The sequence below is a fragment of the Paenibacillus sp. JJ-100 genome (assembly GCF_948329825.1).
Classification (GTDB): Bacteria; Bacillota; Bacilli; order Paenibacillales; family Paenibacillaceae; genus Paenibacillus.
On sequence record NZ_CAOJCM010000002.1, the window covers coordinates 387,782 to 404,886 of the forward strand.

Annotated in this window: 17 protein-coding genes; 8 read left to right on the forward strand and 9 right to left on the reverse strand. The window is 46.0% G+C overall.

All coding sequences use genetic code 11. The annotated features are described in order from the left end of the window. Positions 1-156 precede the first annotated feature (156 nt). Positions 157-1,077 (forward strand): LysR family transcriptional regulator, encoded by a 921-nt coding sequence (locus tag PQG66_RS08320; RefSeq protein ID WP_272037202.1) that lies wholly within the window; start codon positions 157-159, stop codon positions 1,075-1,077. Between the two features lie 397 nt (positions 1,078-1,474). Here PQG66_RS08320 and PQG66_RS08325 read toward each other — a convergent pair whose 3' ends face one another. Continuing rightward, positions 1,475-1,657, reverse strand: coding sequence for a hypothetical protein (locus PQG66_RS08325; RefSeq protein ID WP_272037204.1), 183 nt, complete (start codon positions 1,655-1,657; stop codon positions 1,475-1,477). Positions 1,658-1,746: 89 nt separating this feature from the next. Further along, positions 1,747-2,565 carry a carbon-nitrogen family hydrolase gene (locus PQG66_RS08330; protein ID WP_272037206.1) on the reverse strand — a complete coding sequence of 273 codons (819 nt, stop codon included), beginning with the start codon at positions 2,563-2,565 and terminating at the stop codon, positions 1,747-1,749. Positions 2,566-2,801: 236 nt separating this feature from the next. Between PQG66_RS08330 and PQG66_RS08335 the strand changes: the two genes are divergently transcribed. From PQG66_RS08335 to PQG66_RS08365, 7 genes are all read left to right on the forward strand, one after another. Further along, positions 2,802-4,007: a pyridoxal phosphate-dependent aminotransferase gene (locus PQG66_RS08335; protein ID WP_272037207.1), complete on the forward strand. Its 1,206-nt coding sequence runs from the start codon at positions 2,802-2,804 to the stop codon at positions 4,005-4,007. Positions 4,008-4,376: 369 nt separating this feature from the next. Next, positions 4,377-5,480 carry a glutamate 5-kinase gene (gene proB / locus PQG66_RS08340; RefSeq protein WP_272037209.1) on the forward strand — a complete coding sequence of 368 codons (1,104 nt, stop codon included), beginning with the start codon at positions 4,377-4,379 and terminating at the stop codon, positions 5,478-5,480. Between the two features lie 31 nt (positions 5,481-5,511). Next, on the forward strand, positions 5,512-6,759 hold the full coding sequence (locus PQG66_RS08345) for a glutamate-5-semialdehyde dehydrogenase (RefSeq protein ID WP_272037211.1): 1,248 nt from the start codon (positions 5,512-5,514) through the stop codon (positions 6,757-6,759). 38 nt (positions 6,760-6,797) lie between these two features. Continuing rightward, the gene (proC, locus tag PQG66_RS08350; RefSeq protein ID WP_272037213.1) at positions 6,798-7,664 is read left to right on the forward strand and encodes a pyrroline-5-carboxylate reductase; all 867 of its coding nucleotides are present in this window, start codon (positions 6,798-6,800) and stop codon (positions 7,662-7,664) included. Next, entirely contained in the window at positions 7,657-8,880 is a 1,224-nt protein-coding gene (locus PQG66_RS08355; RefSeq protein WP_272037215.1) for a 2,3-diketo-5-methylthiopentyl-1-phosphate enolase, read from the forward strand. Before proC ends, PQG66_RS08355 begins: the two co-directional genes overlap by 8 nt. Then, entirely contained in the window at positions 8,877-9,554 is a 678-nt protein-coding gene (locus PQG66_RS08360; protein WP_272037217.1) for a 2-hydroxy-3-keto-5-methylthiopentenyl-1-phosphate phosphatase, read from the forward strand. The genes PQG66_RS08355 and PQG66_RS08360 overlap by 4 nt, the downstream gene beginning before the upstream one ends. 2 nt (positions 9,555-9,556) lie before the next feature. After that, positions 9,557-10,210: a methylthioribulose 1-phosphate dehydratase gene (locus PQG66_RS08365; RefSeq protein WP_272037219.1), complete on the forward strand. Its 654-nt coding sequence runs from the start codon at positions 9,557-9,559 to the stop codon at positions 10,208-10,210. A 123-nt stretch (positions 10,211-10,333) separates the two neighbouring features. On the opposite strand, the gene PQG66_RS08370 is transcribed toward PQG66_RS08365, so the two are convergent. The 7 genes from PQG66_RS08370 to PQG66_RS08400 form a co-directional block, all read right to left on the reverse strand. Further along, positions 10,334-11,659, reverse strand: a complete 1,326-nt coding sequence (locus tag PQG66_RS08370; protein WP_442955059.1) for a multi-tm2 domain protein — start codon at positions 11,657-11,659, stop codon at positions 10,334-10,336. A 36-nt stretch (positions 11,660-11,695) separates the two neighbouring features. Next, a complete protein-coding gene (locus tag PQG66_RS08375; protein WP_272037223.1) occupies positions 11,696-12,148 on the reverse strand; it encodes a hypothetical protein in 453 nt (150 codons plus the stop codon). After that, the gene (locus PQG66_RS08380; protein ID WP_272037225.1) at positions 12,141-12,641 is read right to left on the reverse strand and encodes an RNA polymerase sigma factor; all 501 of its coding nucleotides are present in this window, start codon (positions 12,639-12,641) and stop codon (positions 12,141-12,143) included. Before PQG66_RS08380 ends, PQG66_RS08375 begins: the two co-directional genes overlap by 8 nt. Before the next feature lie 226 nt (positions 12,642-12,867). Beyond that, positions 12,868-13,563, reverse strand: a complete 696-nt coding sequence (locus PQG66_RS08385; protein WP_272037227.1) for a DnaD domain-containing protein — start codon at positions 13,561-13,563, stop codon at positions 12,868-12,870. A 29-nt stretch (positions 13,564-13,592) separates the two neighbouring features. Beyond that, a complete protein-coding gene (asnS, locus tag PQG66_RS08390; protein WP_272037229.1) occupies positions 13,593-14,888 on the reverse strand; it encodes an asparagine--tRNA ligase in 1,296 nt (431 codons plus the stop codon). A gap of 101 nt (positions 14,889-14,989) precedes the next feature. Beyond that, complete coding sequence (locus tag PQG66_RS08395; protein WP_272037231.1) at positions 14,990-16,195, reverse strand: acetate/propionate family kinase; 1,206 nt, start codon at positions 16,193-16,195, stop codon at positions 14,990-14,992. Beyond that, positions 16,192-17,064: a 3-hydroxyacyl-CoA dehydrogenase family protein gene (locus PQG66_RS08400; RefSeq protein ID WP_272037233.1), complete on the reverse strand. Its 873-nt coding sequence runs from the start codon at positions 17,062-17,064 to the stop codon at positions 16,192-16,194. The genes PQG66_RS08395 and PQG66_RS08400 overlap by 4 nt, the downstream gene beginning before the upstream one ends. Positions 17,065-17,105 lie beyond the last annotated feature (41 nt).

Consider the following 17,105-nt stretch of genomic DNA (forward strand, 5'->3'; position numbering starts at 1 on the left):
GTTTCAAATGATAACAATTATCATTATCATATAACTCTTATATTACGTCCACCTACAGCCCCTGTCAACACTTCCGTTTGCTCCACATCATCTTTAACGATTGAAGCAAGTTTAATGATATAATAACGACATTAATGAAAGGGATGACATGTACGTATGGAATTCAGACAACTCCAATATACGCTGCAGATTGCAGCTGAACGAAATTTTTCAAGAGCTGCGGAGAAATTACATATAGCCCAGCCTTCACTAAGCCAACAACTGTCCAAGCTGGAAAAGGAACTTGGCGTACTCCTGTTTCAACGCAATACAAGTACGGTAGAACTCACTCATGCGGGAGTCACTTTTGTAGAACAAGCACAGAAAATTGTGGATGCCGTAGAACTGCTACGTCAGGAGATGTCGGACATTTCGCAGCTTCGTAAGGGCAAAGTTGTTGTCGGCAGCATGCCGATTACGGGTTCTCACCTGTTACCACATGTGCTCCCGGCGTTTCAACAAGCTTACCCCGATATTGAAGTTACACTGCTGGAGGACTCCGGAATTACCCTCGAAAAATTAACAGCAAGTGGAAAAGCGGATCTCAGCCTCCTCTCTCTACCGTTGCAGGAGCCGACCTTGTCTTATGTTACAATCGGTGAGGAGCGAATTGATTTAGCTGTCCCGCCTGATCACCCCCTAGCTCAACGAGGAGCCTCTGGTCAGCTGCAACCGGTTCGAATAGACGAACTGCGGGATGAGCCATTTGTTGTTTTAAAAAAGGGGCAAGGCTTTCGCAAATTGACATTTGATCTTTGTGAACAGGCCGGTTTCAACCCCCAAGTCGTGTTTGAGAGCACCAATATTGAAACGTTGCAATCACTCGTAGCCACAGGCATGGGGATTACTTTGGTCCCTCGTTTTATTGCTCGTGCGCCTCGAAGTGAATTTGTGCCGGTCTATGTTCCGCTTGCTGATCCAACGCCGAGCCGGACTCTTGTAGTTGCTTATCGTCAAGGACGCGTGCTTTCCAAGGCAGCCGAGGCTTTTATACAGACCTTTCAACAAACCGTTTCGGAGCTTTCTAAGACCAATTAAACCGGTAAGTGAAGCAGGAGCGTGAATTTTTTTTGACCCGTGACCCGTTTAGCCACTAGCTACCTGAGATTCCGAACCCATACTAAAAAGCTGTCCACGTCGTATCACAACGACAGGACAGCTTCAGCGATGTACAGGACAGTCGATACAACTGACCTGTACATCAATAAAGTATTTTTTTACAGTACAATGTTGCTTGTTAACGTATTGAACTATGGCAATTAAGCAACCACTACTCATCTGCTAACCTTCATTTTACTGTATTTATGCTTCTTTTTTGATTCATACAATGTTCATCTTACCCGACTATATATATACGAATAGCCTTGATCTATCCTGTTACATATCATTACGACTCACAACCTTCAACTAATTTGCTCAAGCCTAGTCTTAAACCTTACTTTCGCAAATTCCGATCACTTGTCAGCCTGTTCTGTTGATCCATGGTACGGTCTTCTTTCTCCGAAAACTCCGGGGGTGATAAGTCTCCTGCACCATTCTCTAAGAATGCTCTTAAGTGATCTACCCTTCTGTTGCCTTGTTCCAGTCTCCTGAGCGTATCTTTCACATGGTTGTCCATTGATTGATCATCCTCCTTGGTGACGGGATATTAATAATTACCCTTTTCCTGGAGCGATAAACAGCATTTCACCTTTTTTTAGATCAAACTTACTTTGCGTTAAAATAAATACTCGGCCTGCGATCCTCAAACACAGGAATACGTCCGCGCACTTCGTCAACTAAACCAGGGCGAATGACTCCAGATACGATCTCTTCATCTTCACCGCCTTCAGCTACAATCTCGCCCCATGGGTCGATGATCATCGAGTGACCAAAAAATTCGGTGTCTCCCTCTTTCCCGACACGGTTACATGCAATCACGTACATCTGGTTCTCAATTGCACGAGCGGTTAACAATGTGCGCCAGTGATGCAGACGGGGATTCGGCCATTCGGCAGGTACAATGAGCGCACGCGCACCATTTAGCGCGAGAGTTCGAGCTAATTCAGGAAAACGAATATCATAACAGATTAACGCTCCGGCGGTAAGACCGTTGCCGATTTCAAACATTTCAGGCTCTGCTCCAGGTTGGAGATATTTCTCCTCATTCATCAGCCGGAACAAGTGAAGTTTATCGTAACGTGATAATTCTGTTCCTTCTTCATTGTAAGCATACATTGTATTGTAAATCTGTCCCTCACGCTTTTCGGCTATAGAGCCGCCAACGATCGAAATTTGATGTTTTTTTGCAAAAGCAGACAGCCATTCTCTAGATCTCTGACCTTCCGGATCTGCTAATTCATGAATTTGCGGCAAAGCATATCCTGTGTTCCACAGTTCAGGAAGCACAGCCAGCTTCAGATCCGGATGTAGCTCCAGTGCACGTTCCAATAGATACTTCATATGTTCATGGTTAGCTTCCGGATCTCCTAGCTTAATATCTCCTTGAATCAAAGCAACCCGTATTTCCCTTTGTTGTTCAGTCATGACCCAACACTCCTCCGAACCGTAATACTTGATATCATAGCTTGATCCCTGCAAAATCCGCAACCTGTATTACAACAAATGCTCACCTCACTCCATGGACAAACTCGAATTCTCTACTTCCCTTTTGTACATAAACGTTGCTCCGTATTATCATTTCCCTCTATACAGCTCGGGATTGACGTGATAAATTAATGAGAACGTTTTGCCATATTTGAACATCCGGAGTGATAAATACGATGACGAATTCTGAAAATAAATCTTCTTCAGCCTTTCCAATCCCGACTGCCCATGTCATGTCACAGCTACCTACGCAATTTTTTGCGACCCTGGTTCAAAATGTTAACCGCGAGATTGCGAACGGTCATGACGTGATCAATTTGGGCCAGGGTAACCCTGACACCCCTACACCGCCGCATATTGTGCAATCCTTACAGCAATCGGCAGAGAATCCGCTTTATCATAAATACTCTCCGTTTCGCGGGCATTCCTTCCTGAAGGAAGCTGTCGCCCAGCGTTACAGAGAAGATTACCATGTCGAGCTCGATCCTGAGACCGAGGTGGCTATTCTTTTTGGAGGTAAAACCGGACTCGTGCAATTACCTCAGGTATTATTGAACCCTGGAGACGTATGTCTTGTTCCTGATCCAGGATATCCTGACTATTGGTCAGGCGTTGCTCTTGCACAGGCTCGTATGAGCTTCATGCCTTTGTTGCAATCCAACTCGTTTTTACCTGATTACGAAGCGATCTCCGCCGAAGATCGTCACAAGGCGAAGCTCATGTTCCTGAACTATCCTAACAATCCGACCTCAGCAACAGCTCCGTTATCCTTCTACGAGGATACCGTCGAGTTTGCGTTGAAGAATCAGATTGTTGTAGCAAGTGATTTTGCATATGGTGCGATTGGATTCGATGGACATCGTCCTGTCAGCTTTTTACAAGCTCCGGGAGCCAAAGAGGTAGGCATTGAATTCTATACGTTATCTAAAACGTATAACATGGCCGGATGGCGCGTTGGATTCGCGCTGGGGAATGCAGAGATCATTTCCAAAATCAATCTGCTGCAAGATCATATTTATGTCAGTCTATTTGGAGGGATCCAGGCTGCCGCAGCAGAAGCTCTAACTGGTCCGCAAGACTGCGTCACTTCACTTGTGGCACGCTATGAATCCCGTCGTAATACATTTTTCGAGGCTCTCTCAACCATTGGATGGCAAGCTCCCAAACCGAAAGGATCTTTTTTTGGATGGCTGCCCGTGCCGGAAGGTTATACTTCTGCGGCTTTCGCTGACATCCTGCTGAGAGAAGCGAAAGTTGCTGTTGCACCAGGGATCGGCTTTGGCTCTCATGGGGAAGGTTATATACGTATAGGTCTTCTGAGTGGTGAAGAGCGACTACGGGAAGCAGCAGAACGGATAGGTACACTTAATCTATTCAAGTAAGTTTCAATGGATTGCAAGCTTCTAACCCTTTGCATATGCTAAGTTTCCATGGTATCTTATAAGAAATAGTGAACGAAACGTGATGACGGGACCAGTACGAGAGAACCAGCTGCGCACAGAGAGTAAATTCCATCAGGCTGCAAGAATTTACCGTAGCTTCTCTCCGAAACCTACCCCTGAGCGGCCTGTTGCGTACAGGACAGTGCCTTCTGTTACAGGGCATGAAGCCGGATGATATAATCATCAATAAAGGTGGTACCGCGGAAGCTACGAACTTTCGTCCTTTTTAACCAAAGGACGAGAGTTTTTTTTGTACCTAAACAGACTGCTTCGCCGTCACTGATCAATTATGTTTAAGGAAGTGAAATCATGACTTCACGTATTGTCGTTAAAATCGGAAGCAGTTCATTGACCACTGAGGAAGGCGGTCTGGATCGCCAGGCGATATCCTTTTTTGTAGATGAAATTGCCTCGCTTGCGTCCCAGGGTCACGAAGTGTTACTCGTCACCTCGGGTGCAGTCGCTGCTGGATTTCGTGAGATTGGTTACCCGCAGCGGCCCAAGATGTTACATGAGAAACAAGCAGCGGCTGCTGTAGGTCAGGCTTTGTTGATGCAAGCATATCAACAGGCTTTTGCAGCGCACCGCGTTACTACAGCGCAAATTTTATTGACTCGCACCGACTTCCATAACCGCAAGCGCATGGGTAATGCCGGTATGACTGTGGAAGAACTGCTCAAACAGCGTGTGATTCCGATTTTTAACGAAAATGATACCGTATCGGTCGACGAATTGAAATTCGGAGATAACGATCTGTTATCTGCACTCGTGGCCAACCTAGTCAAGGCGCAACATCTTATCATTTTGACGGATACCAATGGGTTGTACACCGCAGATCCACGCAAAGATCCTGAGGCCAAACGTTATGATCGCATTCCTGAAATCACCGCTGAAATATATGCTTATGCTGGCGGTTCAGGATCAGCTGTAGGTACAGGTGGTATGCGTTCCAAAGTGGATGCGGCCAAGGTGGCTACACGTGGAGGTGTACCTGTTTTTGTAGGGAGTGTGAAAGAGCCTGGCGATCTGCAGCTTGCGGTCGATGGATCAGGTAAAGGAACTTATTTTGAGACGAAATTGGCTTCTCTCTCCCGTAAAAAACAATGGCTCGGCTTTATGTCAACACCTCTAGGAACAGTCGTTGTCGATGATGGAGCCGAAGAAGCACTTGTTCATGGTGGACATAGTCTGCTTCCCGTAGGAGTGAAACGCGTTCTGGGAACATTCCATGCTGGCGATGTCGTCGAAGTTCTCGGTCCAGATGAATCGTTGCTAGGGCGTGGAATTGTAAACTATGACGATGATCAGCTACGTCAAATCTCCGGACTACCTAGCGGTGAAGTCATGGAACAAATCAATACCATCCATAGACTTGAAGTCATTCATCGAGATGAATGGATTACGTTAAAATAACATGAGCTTAACTTATGAGGAGGAATTTATAATGAGTGAAGTCCGCGAAAAAGCAAGTAAAGCTAAATCTGTCGTTACCAAATTGAATCAACTGACTACGGAACAGAAGAACGCTGCACTGCGCGTCATGGCTGACGCCTTGATTGCCGCATCCGATGCGATCATCACCGCGAATGCTGAGGATCTGAACCGTGGCAGGGAACAGGGTACTCCTGAATCCATGTTGGATCGACTAGCACTGAACAAAGAGCGTATAGCAGGCATTGCGGAAGGGTTGCGTCAGATTGCAGAACTGCCTGATCCGGTTGGAGAAGTGCTGGAAACTTTCACACGCCCAAATGGTCTGCACATTGAAAAATTAAGAGTGCCTATCGGTCTGATTGGCATTATCTATGAAGCTCGCCCTAACGTAACGGTTGACGCAGCAGGCCTATGTCTCAAAACAGGTAATGCCGTACTACTTCGCGGCGGTTCCTCTGCCCTCTCCTCCAACCGAAAAATTGTTGAGGTGCTTCACCAAGCGCTGACGACAACAGCTATGCCTGCTGATGCACTGCAACTGGTAGAAGACGCGGACCGAGCTTCGGTGGATGAAATGCTCAAATTGAACGGTTTGCTGGATGTCATCATTCCGCGCGGCGGCGCCTCTCTCATCCGTACAGTCGTTGCGAATGCAACCGTGCCTGTCATTGAGACCGGAGCTGGGATCTGTCATACCTATGTGGATGATTCAGCGGATGAAGATATGGCGACAGACATCGCTTTGAATGCTAAAGTACAGCGTCCATCCGTATGCAACTCGATGGAAACGTTACTGTTGCATGCGAATTATGCTGAGAAACATCTTGCCTCTCTGGCTGAACGCTTCCGTGAAGCAAATGTCGTACTCAAAGGTTGTGAAACCGTTCGTCGCCTTGTGCCGACAGCACTTGAAGCAACAGAAGAAGATTATGCAACTGAGTATAACGACTATATTTTAAACATTCGTGTTGTGAAAAATTTGGATGAAGCGCTGCAACATATCGCACACTATGGTACTAAACATTCGGAATGTATTGTGACTCGCGATACTGCTCATGCAGAACGCTTCATGCATGAAGTGGATGCCGCTGCGGTATATCATAATGCCTCCACTCGATTCACAGACGGATTCGAATTCGGATACGGTGCTGAGATTGGAATCAGTACACAGAAACTTCACGCCCGGGGACCGATGGGACTGCCTGCTCTTACGTCAAGCAAATACCGGATTACAGGCAGCGGTCAGATTCGCCAATAATATTTGAGTAACCCAGTTATATAGGAGGAACGAAATACATGAGCCAAGAGCAACAGACACTGTTACAACAAAAGATTACTTTCCACGGTGCAGGCGCGATGGCTGAAGCCATCGTGCGTGGGCTCATATCCCGTCATGTCGTTCGTTCTCAGGATATTACGATGCTGAATCGAAGCAACCTGAAGCGGCAGGAGGAACTGCGCACCCGTTATGCTGTTCATACTGGAACCGCCTCACAGTCGCTCGACCTTCTTGCTTCTTCTCCAGTGATCGTACTGTGTATGAAGCCCAAGGATGCCGCTGCTGCGCTACGTGAACTTGGACCTCTGTTGTGTCCGGATCAACTGATTGTATCCGTCATTGCCGGACTTTCGATCCGTACGATGCAGACGCTGCTCGGTCGTAAACAGCCGATTGCGAGAACGATGCCTAATACGTCCAGTACGATTGGACTCGGTGCTACCGGACTTGCCTTTTCTGCAGAGATTTCAGACGAACAGCGCAGTACGGTCATGACTCTTTTCGAAGCCGTAGGCATCGTAACCATCGTTCCAGAAGACAAACTCGAAGTGCTCACCGGAATCTCCGGTAGTGGGCCAGCCTATGTATACTATCTTATGGAAGCTATGATTGCAGCCGGAATCCGCGGTGGTTTGTCTAGCCAGCAATCTCGTGATCTAACGGTTCAGACAGTCCTCGGTGCAGCTCGTATGGTCCAGTCCACAGGTATGGAACCAATGAAACTACGGAGTGATGTGACGTCCCCTGGAGGTGCTACTCAGGCAGCACTAAAAACACTGGATGAAGGAGACTTCTTTGAAAACGTCATTGCAGCAGTCAACCGCTGTGCAGAGCGATCTCGTGAGATGGGTGCTGCATTGGAAGGAGAATTAAAACATGAATAACATGTGTACTGCGACATATCGTCTGCATGATGATCATGCAGATTTTCACAAAAAGGCTCAATCCATTGCCATCGGAATGACTGTCGGCAGTTGGACTGAGCTGCCTCAAGCTCAACGAGAAGCGATGCAAAAGCATCTTGGCGAAGTGATCAAGGTAGAGGTGCATGAATCCGAAGGATTAGTAGCAGGAGAACGTTATGCCGATATCACGATTGGATATCCGGATATTAACTTTAGTCGAGACATCCCGGCTTTACTTGTAACCGTCTTTGGTAAAATCTCTATGGATGGACGAATCAAATTGATGCGCCTCGGATTCTCTGACAACTTCTTGCGCGCATTCCCAGGACCGAAGTTTGGACTTACAGGTGTGCGGGATCTGCTCGGCGTGCAAGACCGTCCTTTACTCATGAGTATTTTCAAATCGGTTATTGGACTCAATGCGAATGAACTGAGAGAACAGTTTATTCGTCAGGCTCTTGGCGGTGTGGACCTGATCAAAGATGATGAAATCTTATTTGAGAACAAGCTGACGCCGATTGAAAAAAGAGTTGAAGTCTGTATGAAGGCTGCCGAACAGGCTCGCCAAGAGACAGGCAAAAAACTGCTGTACGCCGCTAATCTGACCGGACCTACTTCAAGGTTAAAACAGCAGGCTGAACGCGCCATCGGTGCAGGAGCTAATGCTCTACTCTTTAATGTATTGTCCTATGGTTACGATGTGCTGCACGAATTAAGCAGTGATCCCGATATCAACGTACCCATCATGGCTCACCCGGCTCTGGCCGGTGCATTGTATCCATCTCCACATTACGGTATTTCCGCGTCTGTGGTATTGGGACAACTGATGCGCCTGGCCGGTGCTGACTTGGTACTGTTCCCTTCACCTTATGGTTCCGTTACGATGCCAAAGGAAGAAAACATGGCAATCACTGAGCAATTACTTACATCGGAATTGCCTGTAAGAACAAGTATGCCAGTACCTTCTGCGGGTATTCATCCCGGACTAGTTCCGATGATTCTGAGGGACTTTGGCAAAGATGTTATTGTCAATGCCGGCGGCGGTATTCACGGACATCCGATGGGAACCGAAGCAGGTGGACGTGCGTTCCTGCAGGCAATCGAAGCTGCTGGACGCTCCATCCCTCTTGCGCAATATGCTACGGACCATCCCGAGCTGAAAGCCGCACTCGATTTGTGGGGTGGCGAACGATGAGAAGCGACAAGAAAACCGCCATTTTCTGTGATTTTGACGGCACGATTACACTGTCCGACAACATTGTTGCCATTATGAAACATTTCAAACCAGAAGGCATCGATGCCATCATGAAAGATACGGTTGAACAAAAAGTAGCGCTGCGCGACGGCGTTGGCGCTATGTTTGCTCTTCTACCTTCCTCCCAAAAAGACGAAATTGTTGAATTTGTCCTGGGACAAGCAGGCATTCGGGAAGGATTCAAACAATTCCTGGAGTATGTCCGCAGCGAAGGCATTGAATTCAATGTGACCAGCGGGGGTATGGACTTTTTCATAGAGCCATTACTTGAGCCTTTCAATATTCCTCAGGATCATGTGTACTGTAACGGTGCAGATTTTTCGGGTGAATATATTCGCATTGAATGGCCGCATCCCTGCCAGCCCCCTTGTAACAACGGCTGCGGGATGTGTAAAACGACCGTCATTCGCACGTTCCCCGAAGAACAGTATAACCGGATTCTGATTGGGGACAGTCTAACGGACTTTGAAGGAGCTAAAATCGCGGATCTGGTCTACTCCCGCTCCATTCTCACGGATAAATGTGTTGAACTTGGAGTAGATCATGTTCCGTTTACGACCTTTTATGACATCATTGAAGATATGAAGCAGAAGCAATCACAAGGAGTGCTGTAGACATGGGGTTTGAAAAGATTACACTTGAACATAAACGCCAGGTTCTCGATGAACTGGCTGATGTCAAAGCTTTGTTCGCAAGCCGGAACTGGTTTCCAGGCACAAGCGGTAACTTGTCCATGCGGGTGGGTGACTTTGACCCGGAACAATTTTATTTTGCGGTAACGGCTTCAGGAAAAGACAAGTCTCTGCGCACGCCGGAAGATTTTCTTTTTGTCGATAAGGAAGGCAAAGCGGTTGAAGCTACTACGTTGAAGCCGAGTGCCGAAACGTTGATCCACTGTGAAATCTATCGTTTGACTGGCTGTGGCGCAGTATTCCATGTGCACACGGTGTATAACAACTTGATCAGCGAATACTTTGGTGAGGAAGGACATGTACCCATTCAAGGCATTGAACTGATCAAAGCTTTTAACATTTGGGAGGAAAATGCAGCCATTCGTGTGCCGGTTCTGCCAAACTTCGCACATATTCCTTCGATCGCCGAGCTGGTGCCAGGTGCCCTGGATACTAGTGTTCCAGGAATTCTGCTACGTAACCATGGAATCTATGCTTGGGGTAAGGATGCTTTTGAAGCGAAACGTCATCTAGAAGCCTTCGAATTTTTATTCGAAGTGATGTATCGTCAGCTCTTGCTGAAAGGTGCACAGAAATAACCGTTTGGCATGCCCGTTCCAACTTTTCCTTTAACTTTCTAAGGTCTAATTCAATCATTATAAAAAAATAGAAAAACACACCAACGGCTCCGAATGCAGCCCTGGTGTGTTTTTCGTTTACTCTTACAATCGATTATTCCGATCATTGAACAAAAAGAGACTCTCCAATTCGTCATCCTTCGTCCGACTCGTACTGCTAATACCTGATTCTGCAGCAGTCTCGCGCTGTTTTCCAAATAACAACTTTAGACCCCCAAAGATTAGTAACAATGAAACAATAACCGTATTCAAATACGAACGTATCTCGTACGTTAGGAACACATTCGGGAACATCTCGCTCAGTTGCGGAATAATCAGACGAATCGTTAAATAATACAAACCAAGCGCCGCAATCCCCAATCCAATTAAACGCTGATGTCGCACCCAGTCCTTGATGACCGGCTGGTCGCTTAGCGGCTCACGTCCATAACGACTGGAGCACTGAAGTCCATCAAAGAAACTGTAGAACCAAATCAGTGGAATCATAAACAGAAACACAGATAAGTGAAGTAAATCGAGAATATAGATGCTGCCAAGGAACAGAAACATCAGCTGTAGTCCTCTTTTTTGCAAACCGAGATACATATGTCCAGCTCCCGGAAAAGCTGAAAGAAGAGTCGCTAACACTTTACTGCGTCGGCCCATGATTCTGCCTGTCTCCAGTTCTTCGAATAACGTCCGATCTTGCAACATTTCACCGGCCTGCTTGCGATGTACATGCTGAACTGCGTCAAACATACAATAAACCCAGATCACAGGCAATATGAGCAAAAACATTAAAAATACAGATTCATTCGTAATGACTGATACAAAAACCATCATAGCCAATGATCCAAAAAACGCCATCAAAAAGGACAAACCGCGATGAAGTAACCCGAGATGCATATGTCCCAGACCAGGAACAAAAGAAAGCAAAATGGTAAAGAATCGTTCCCCTTCACTACCTTTTCGGTACATTGGCTGAGACTGAGCATACGTCTCGCCAGAATATCCTGTGTATTCTTGCTGCCCGTGGTCTCCTTGATGATGCATATTCTCCTCATTTGGAGGTCCAGTTGATTCGTGTTGTCTAACATAACCCTCCGGATAAGTAGAACCCTGATGATGTGCAGGATGTCCATAATACATACCTTGTCCGTTGTGATACGTTTCTCGAACTGGGGGGGCTGAGAGCAATACAATGATCATGTCAAGCATGCTGAGACACCAGACAAAGATTACCCCTAATAAGCCAACAATTAATAGATCCTTTTCACTGAGCAAAAAGGCTAGCATGAAAAATCCAATGCCCGTACCGAAAAATAACAACGGGTAGACTACAGCTCGGACATTTCGCCGCCAATACAAAAAACCGAGCCCTGGAAACAGGTTTAATAAAAATGCAAGTAGTTTATTACGATCTGAATGCACAGTCGTCATCCTTTCTATTCAGGCCATGGGAAACCCTTAAGGTTTGGGCTTAAATCGATCAAGCCATGAGGTAGCTGCTTCGGTCCATTTTTCAGTAAAAGTACCTGCAGTGTTATCTTCCTGGAATTGATGATAAGGCACTACCTTATCAAACAATCCGGATGAGAGAAAAATCAAGGTTAGACAGGCTGCTACGGCGTAATGAAACACTCTATGTTCGAACCAGCGGCGTTTTCGTTCACGACGAGTACTACGCACTTGCCCAGAGGAAGGCAAACTCACAATCCGGCTCATTACGGTATCAGTAAATTCTTTCGGATTAGGTAATACAGGATAATCTCGTTCTGCGCTCAATGCTGTCAGGTATTCTTCCATCGCGTCGGGTTCATTCTGTAGAAACCGCTCCATCAGAATCGCCTGATTCCCGTTCACTCGACCTTCGATATAGTCCGTCCAATCTTGAACGGTAAATATCTTTTCTTTACTCACGCCACTCCTCCTCCTTCCAATGTTTTCGAATCCACTGTCTGGCCCGATATAGTCTAGATTCTACCGTTTTTACTGCCACCTGAGCCTCATGAGCAATTTGCTCATAATTTTTTTCACTCAGATAATACGCAGTGATAATATCACGATGCTGGGCAGGTAACTGGTTAATTCGTTTACGAAGTTTATCCTGCCGTTCTTTATATATAATACGGCTAAGCACATCTTCATCTCTTCCTGGCAGATTGACTATTTTTTCTTCCCCGCCGAGATCTTCAGCACTTCTTCTGTCCAGCTTGCGTTTGGCATCAATTGCCTTGTGAAAAGCAATCCGTGTTATCCAAGTCTTGAACCCTTCGGATCGGTAATCGGGGAGAGATTTATAAATCTGGATGAACGCCTCCTGAGCGGCATCCTGCGCATCCTGATCATTGCGTAAGACAGAATATGCAACATGATAGACATGCTGACTGTATTTGTCGATCAGGACACGCATCTGTGATGCATCGCCTTGACGGATTTGTTCAATTACAAGCGCTTCTTCAATGACTCTCCCCTCCTCTCCATATCAATAGACGACGACTAGTTATTCGACCCCTGCAAGTTTTATTAAAATTTTTATACCCTGAAGTCTGCAATTCCAAAAATAGTAGAATCGTTCGTTGCCACTCTTATCTATGCATTCAAAAAACAGGCCCAGAATCACTGGGCCTGTTACTTGATCAACGTCCACCATTACGAAAACGTTGCGTATATGCTTTGGCATCTTGCACATTTTTTACGCGATTTCTACTCCACTCCAACAATATTCGATCAATGTACCTGAAATGCACTTTTCCTGCAAAAACAGCTTCCTTCAAAGCCATCAGAATCAGCTCTTCCTGATATCGATCCTGATCCAGCCAGCCTGATATCGTTTCACACTCCATTGGGGAGAGTGGCCGACCAAATTCCTTTTCAAAAATAGAGAACATATTCCGCTCTTCCTCTTCTTTTTGAACAGTGTTCGAATCTGAACGTGAGGCATGGCTTTTTATTAATTCAGACCGGACTTGATCTGCTTCTTCCGCTGTACACATTGCAAGCTTGGCATACAGACCATGCAGGTCGTATCGTTCATACTGGATATCCCGTTCTTCATCCCGATGCTCATCAATGGTGATATAACCGTCTCTAATCAGGCGCTGCAGCATTCTGGCAATACCTTCGGGAGCAAGTCCCATCCGTGTAGCCAGCTCTTCAAGGGTGGGAAATTCTTTAAACTCCGCTTGACGGAACCCTAGTAATTGTATAAGAAGCAGCACCTCTGCATCAGACAAACCAAGCTGATGATAAAAACGCAATAAGGAATAGGGTAATTGAGCTGTCCCTGAGGCCATACCGTAAGCTGCTCCGCTTAACCAAGCTTTGGAGGACATGTCTTCTATATACTCTTTTCCGTTAAACATTAAGGATATAGACGATAGAGCATACGAGGGAATGCGATGGTCTCCCGAACATGGTCGAGTCCGCAAATCCATGCTACCGTCCGCTCCAATCCCAGACCGAAACCGGAGTGAGGAACCGATCCGTATTTACGCAGATCCAGATACCACTGGTACGCTTCATCCGAAAGGTTATGCTCTTCGAAGCGTTGTTGCATTAATTCTGGATCATCGATACGCTGCGATCCGCCAATGATCTCACCATAACCTTCAGGCGCAATCATATCCGCACACAGAACAACTTCTGGGCGATTTGGATCTGGTTTCATGTAAAATGCTTTGATGCCAGCCGGATAATGCGTAATAAATACAGGGGTATTGTACTTTTCAGCAATCGCTGTTTCGTGAGGCGCACCGAAGTCTTCACCCCAAGGAATGTCAAAGCCTTGTCCATTCAAAAACTCAATGGCTTCATCATACGTAATACGTGGGAATGGAGCCTTGATTCCTTCCAATTTGGAAACATCACGTCCAATAGATTCTAGTTCTGCACGGCAATTTTTCACCACAGATTGCACGACATGTGCGATAAATTTCTCTTGTACGCGCAAGCTTTCCTCGTGATCCACAAAGGCCATCTCCGGCTCGATCATCCAGAACTCAATCAAGTGACGACGTGTTTTGGATTTCTCCGCACGGAACGTTGGACCGAATGAGTATACTTTACCCAATGCCATTGCAGCGGCTTCCATATACAGTTGTCCACTTTGCGTGAGATATGCATCTTCATCAAAATATTTGATATGGAATAAGTTGGTCGTTCCTTCAGCAGAAGATGGCGTCAAGATTGGCGGGTCTACCTGCGTGAATCCGTTACCATCAAAAAACTCCTGAACGGCACGAATAATCTCTGCACGAATGATCATTACGGCACGTTGCTTAGTCGAACGAAGCCACAGATGACGGTGATCCATCAAGAAGTCCACACCGTGCTCTTTTGGTGTAATCGGATAGTTTTCCGTTAAATGAATGATCTTTACTCCTGTAACAGTCATTTCATATCCAGACGCACTGCGTGGTTCTTCACGGATAATGCCTGTCACGTAGACAGAGCTTTCCTGTGTCAGGCTTTTGGCATCATTCCAGATGTCTTCGCTGACTTCACTCTTAACCACTACACCCTGAATATATCCGGTTCCATCACGTAACTGCAAAAACTGGATTTTACCGCTAGAGCGTTTGTTATTAATCCAGGCGCCGATCGTTACGGTCTCGCCCACATGCTCGTTCACATTACGAATTACACAATTCGTATCCATGCCATATCTCCCCTTGGTTCCCTAAATTTGAAAATGCAGCGGACAGGTTCGATCCTGTCCTCTGCACTCCCTAGTCATCCTGTATTTACTTTACCGTTAGATTACTTAGAATTCAATACGATTCGATGTGTATCCCGTGCAATTACCAATTCTTCGTTTGTCGGTACCACAAGAACGTCCACTTTTGAATTCTCGGTTGTAATTCGGCGAGGTTCACCGGAACGGATAGCATTCAGAGCTTCGTCCAGTTCAACACCAAGATAAGTCAATTGCTCACATACTTTTTGGCGAAGAACTACGGAGTTTTCACCTACACCTGCTGTAAATACGATCACATCTACACCGTTCATTGCCGCAGCATAGGAACCAATATATTTACGTAAACGGTATTCATACATTTCAAATGCAAGCGTAGAGTTTGGCTCGCCTTTCTCCATACCTTCTGTAATTTCACGCATATCACTGCTGATACCCGATATCGCTAGAAGTCCGCTGTGTTTGTTCAACATAGAGCTCACTTCGCTGACACTAAGCTCTTCTTTGTTCATTACATAAGGTACGATCGCAGGATCGAGGTCACCACTGCGTGTTCCCATCATCAGACCTTCAAGTGGAGTCATCCCCATCGACGTATCGACCGATACACCGCCTTTAACTGCCGTTACACTACCACCGTTACCAACGTGACAAGTGATGATCTTCAAGTCTTCTAACGGACGGTCTAGGTACTCAGCTGCCGCTTTGCTTACATAATCATGAGATGTACCATGTGCGCCGTAGCGACGTACTTTATATTTTTTGTACAGTACGCGCGGAATAGCATACAGATATGCATGCTCAGGCATCGTTTGGTGGAATGCCGTATCAAATACCATAACCTGTGGTACACCAGGCATGTTGGCCTCAGCCGCACGGATCCCCATCATTGCTGCAGGGTTATGCAGTGGAGCTAGGTCGAACAATCGACGGATTTCTGCTTTTGCAGCTTCATCAACCAATGCCGATTCCTTAAATGCTTCACCACCATGTACGACACGGTGTCCAACTGCTTGAATTTCGGTAACAGCATCCAACACACCGTTCTCTTTATCTGTCAAAATGTCGATGACTTTACGAATAGCGGTCGTATGTTCCAGAATTTCGCTAACTTCCGTGACTTCTTCACGGCCTGTTGGTTTATGCGTCAGAATGGAAGAATCCATTCCGATCCGTTCTACCAAACCTTTTGCCAGAACAGATTCATCTTCCATGTTATACAATTGATATTTGAGCGAGGAACTCCCCGCATTAATTACGAGTACTTTCACAATCTGTCACCATCCTTGTCGTACTTGAAGAATCCTTCTCCTGTTTTTACGCCCAGATGACCTGCACGTACCATTTTCTTCAGGACAGTTGAAGGACGATATTTCAGTTCTCCAAATTCACGGAACATTCTTTCGAGAGCAGCTTCTACAGAATCGAGTCCGAAGCGGTCAGCCATTTCAAGCGGCCCGTGCTGGAAGTTATAACCGATACGCATTGCTTCATCAATGTCCTCAGCAGAAGCGACGCCCTCTTGTAATACATGCAGAGCCTCGTTAATTAGCAGACAGATCAGACGGGAAGTTACAAATCCAGGGGATTCATAAATCATAACCCCTTTTTTGTCTACAACTTCTTCAACAAAACGGCGAGTCTCTTCGAATGTGTTATCTGATGTTTTAAGTCCGCGAATAATTTCCACAAGATCAACCCGGGATACCGGGTGAATAAAGTGCATACCAATAACACGCTCTGGATATTTGGTTGAGCTTGCAAGCTCAGTCAAACTCAGCGTGGACGTATTACTTGCCAGAATAACATTGCTTGGACATACTTGATCCAGTTGGTTAAATACTGCTTTTTTGGCTTCCAGATCTTCTGAGATCGTCTCAATGACCATATCGCAAGAACCTAGTTCAGCCAAATGCCCAACTTTGGTGATTCGGGAGAGAATCAATTTCTTCTCTGCTTTGGTAATCGCCCATTTCTCGAGCTGTTTATCCAAATTTGTTTCAATCATGTTATATGCATGATCAAGCTTTTGCGTGGTATGTTCCACTAGAAGTACATCAAGTCCTTTGGCTGCGAGCATCTGGGAAATACCTTGCCCCATCGTACCGCCGCCGACAACTCCTATTTTTTTAAAAAACATGGTTATGCTCTCCATCCTTTCGGTTTCTCTATTTCTCTATT

What these genes read in the sequence shown, in the direction of transcription:
- PQG66_RS08320 (WP_272037202.1), top strand. Translation starts at nt 157, where the DNA reads ATGGAATTCAGACAACTCCAATATACGCTGCAGATTGCAGCTGAACGA.
- PQG66_RS08325 (WP_272037204.1), bottom strand. Translation starts at nt 1,657, where the DNA reads ATGGACAACCATGTGAAAGATACGCTCAGGAGACTGGAACAAGGCAAC.
- PQG66_RS08330 (WP_272037206.1), bottom strand. Translation starts at nt 2,565, where the DNA reads ATGACTGAACAACAAAGGGAAATACGGGTTGCTTTGATTCAAGGAGAT.
- PQG66_RS08335 (WP_272037207.1), top strand. Translation starts at nt 2,802, where the DNA reads ATGACGAATTCTGAAAATAAATCTTCTTCAGCCTTTCCAATCCCGACT.
- proB (WP_272037209.1), top strand. Translation starts at nt 4,377, where the DNA reads ATGACTTCACGTATTGTCGTTAAAATCGGAAGCAGTTCATTGACCACT.
- PQG66_RS08345 (WP_272037211.1), top strand. Translation starts at nt 5,512, where the DNA reads ATGAGTGAAGTCCGCGAAAAAGCAAGTAAAGCTAAATCTGTCGTTACC.
- proC (WP_272037213.1), top strand. Translation starts at nt 6,798, where the DNA reads ATGAGCCAAGAGCAACAGACACTGTTACAACAAAAGATTACTTTCCAC.
- PQG66_RS08355 (WP_272037215.1), top strand. Translation starts at nt 7,657, where the DNA reads ATGAATAACATGTGTACTGCGACATATCGTCTGCATGATGATCATGCA.
- PQG66_RS08360 (WP_272037217.1), top strand. Translation starts at nt 8,877, where the DNA reads ATGAGAAGCGACAAGAAAACCGCCATTTTCTGTGATTTTGACGGCACG.
- PQG66_RS08365 (WP_272037219.1), top strand. Translation starts at nt 9,557, where the DNA reads ATGGGGTTTGAAAAGATTACACTTGAACATAAACGCCAGGTTCTCGAT.
- PQG66_RS08380 (WP_272037225.1), bottom strand. Translation starts at nt 12,641, where the DNA reads ATGCGTGTCCTGATCGACAAATACAGTCAGCATGTCTATCATGTTGCA.
- PQG66_RS08385 (WP_272037227.1), bottom strand. Translation starts at nt 13,563, where the DNA reads ATGTCCTCCAAAGCTTGGTTAAGCGGAGCAGCTTACGGTATGGCCTCA.
- asnS (WP_272037229.1), bottom strand. Translation starts at nt 14,888, where the DNA reads ATGGATACGAATTGTGTAATTCGTAATGTGAACGAGCATGTGGGCGAG.
- PQG66_RS08400 (WP_272037233.1), bottom strand. Translation starts at nt 17,064, where the DNA reads ATGTTTTTTAAAAAAATAGGAGTTGTCGGCGGCGGTACGATGGGGCAA.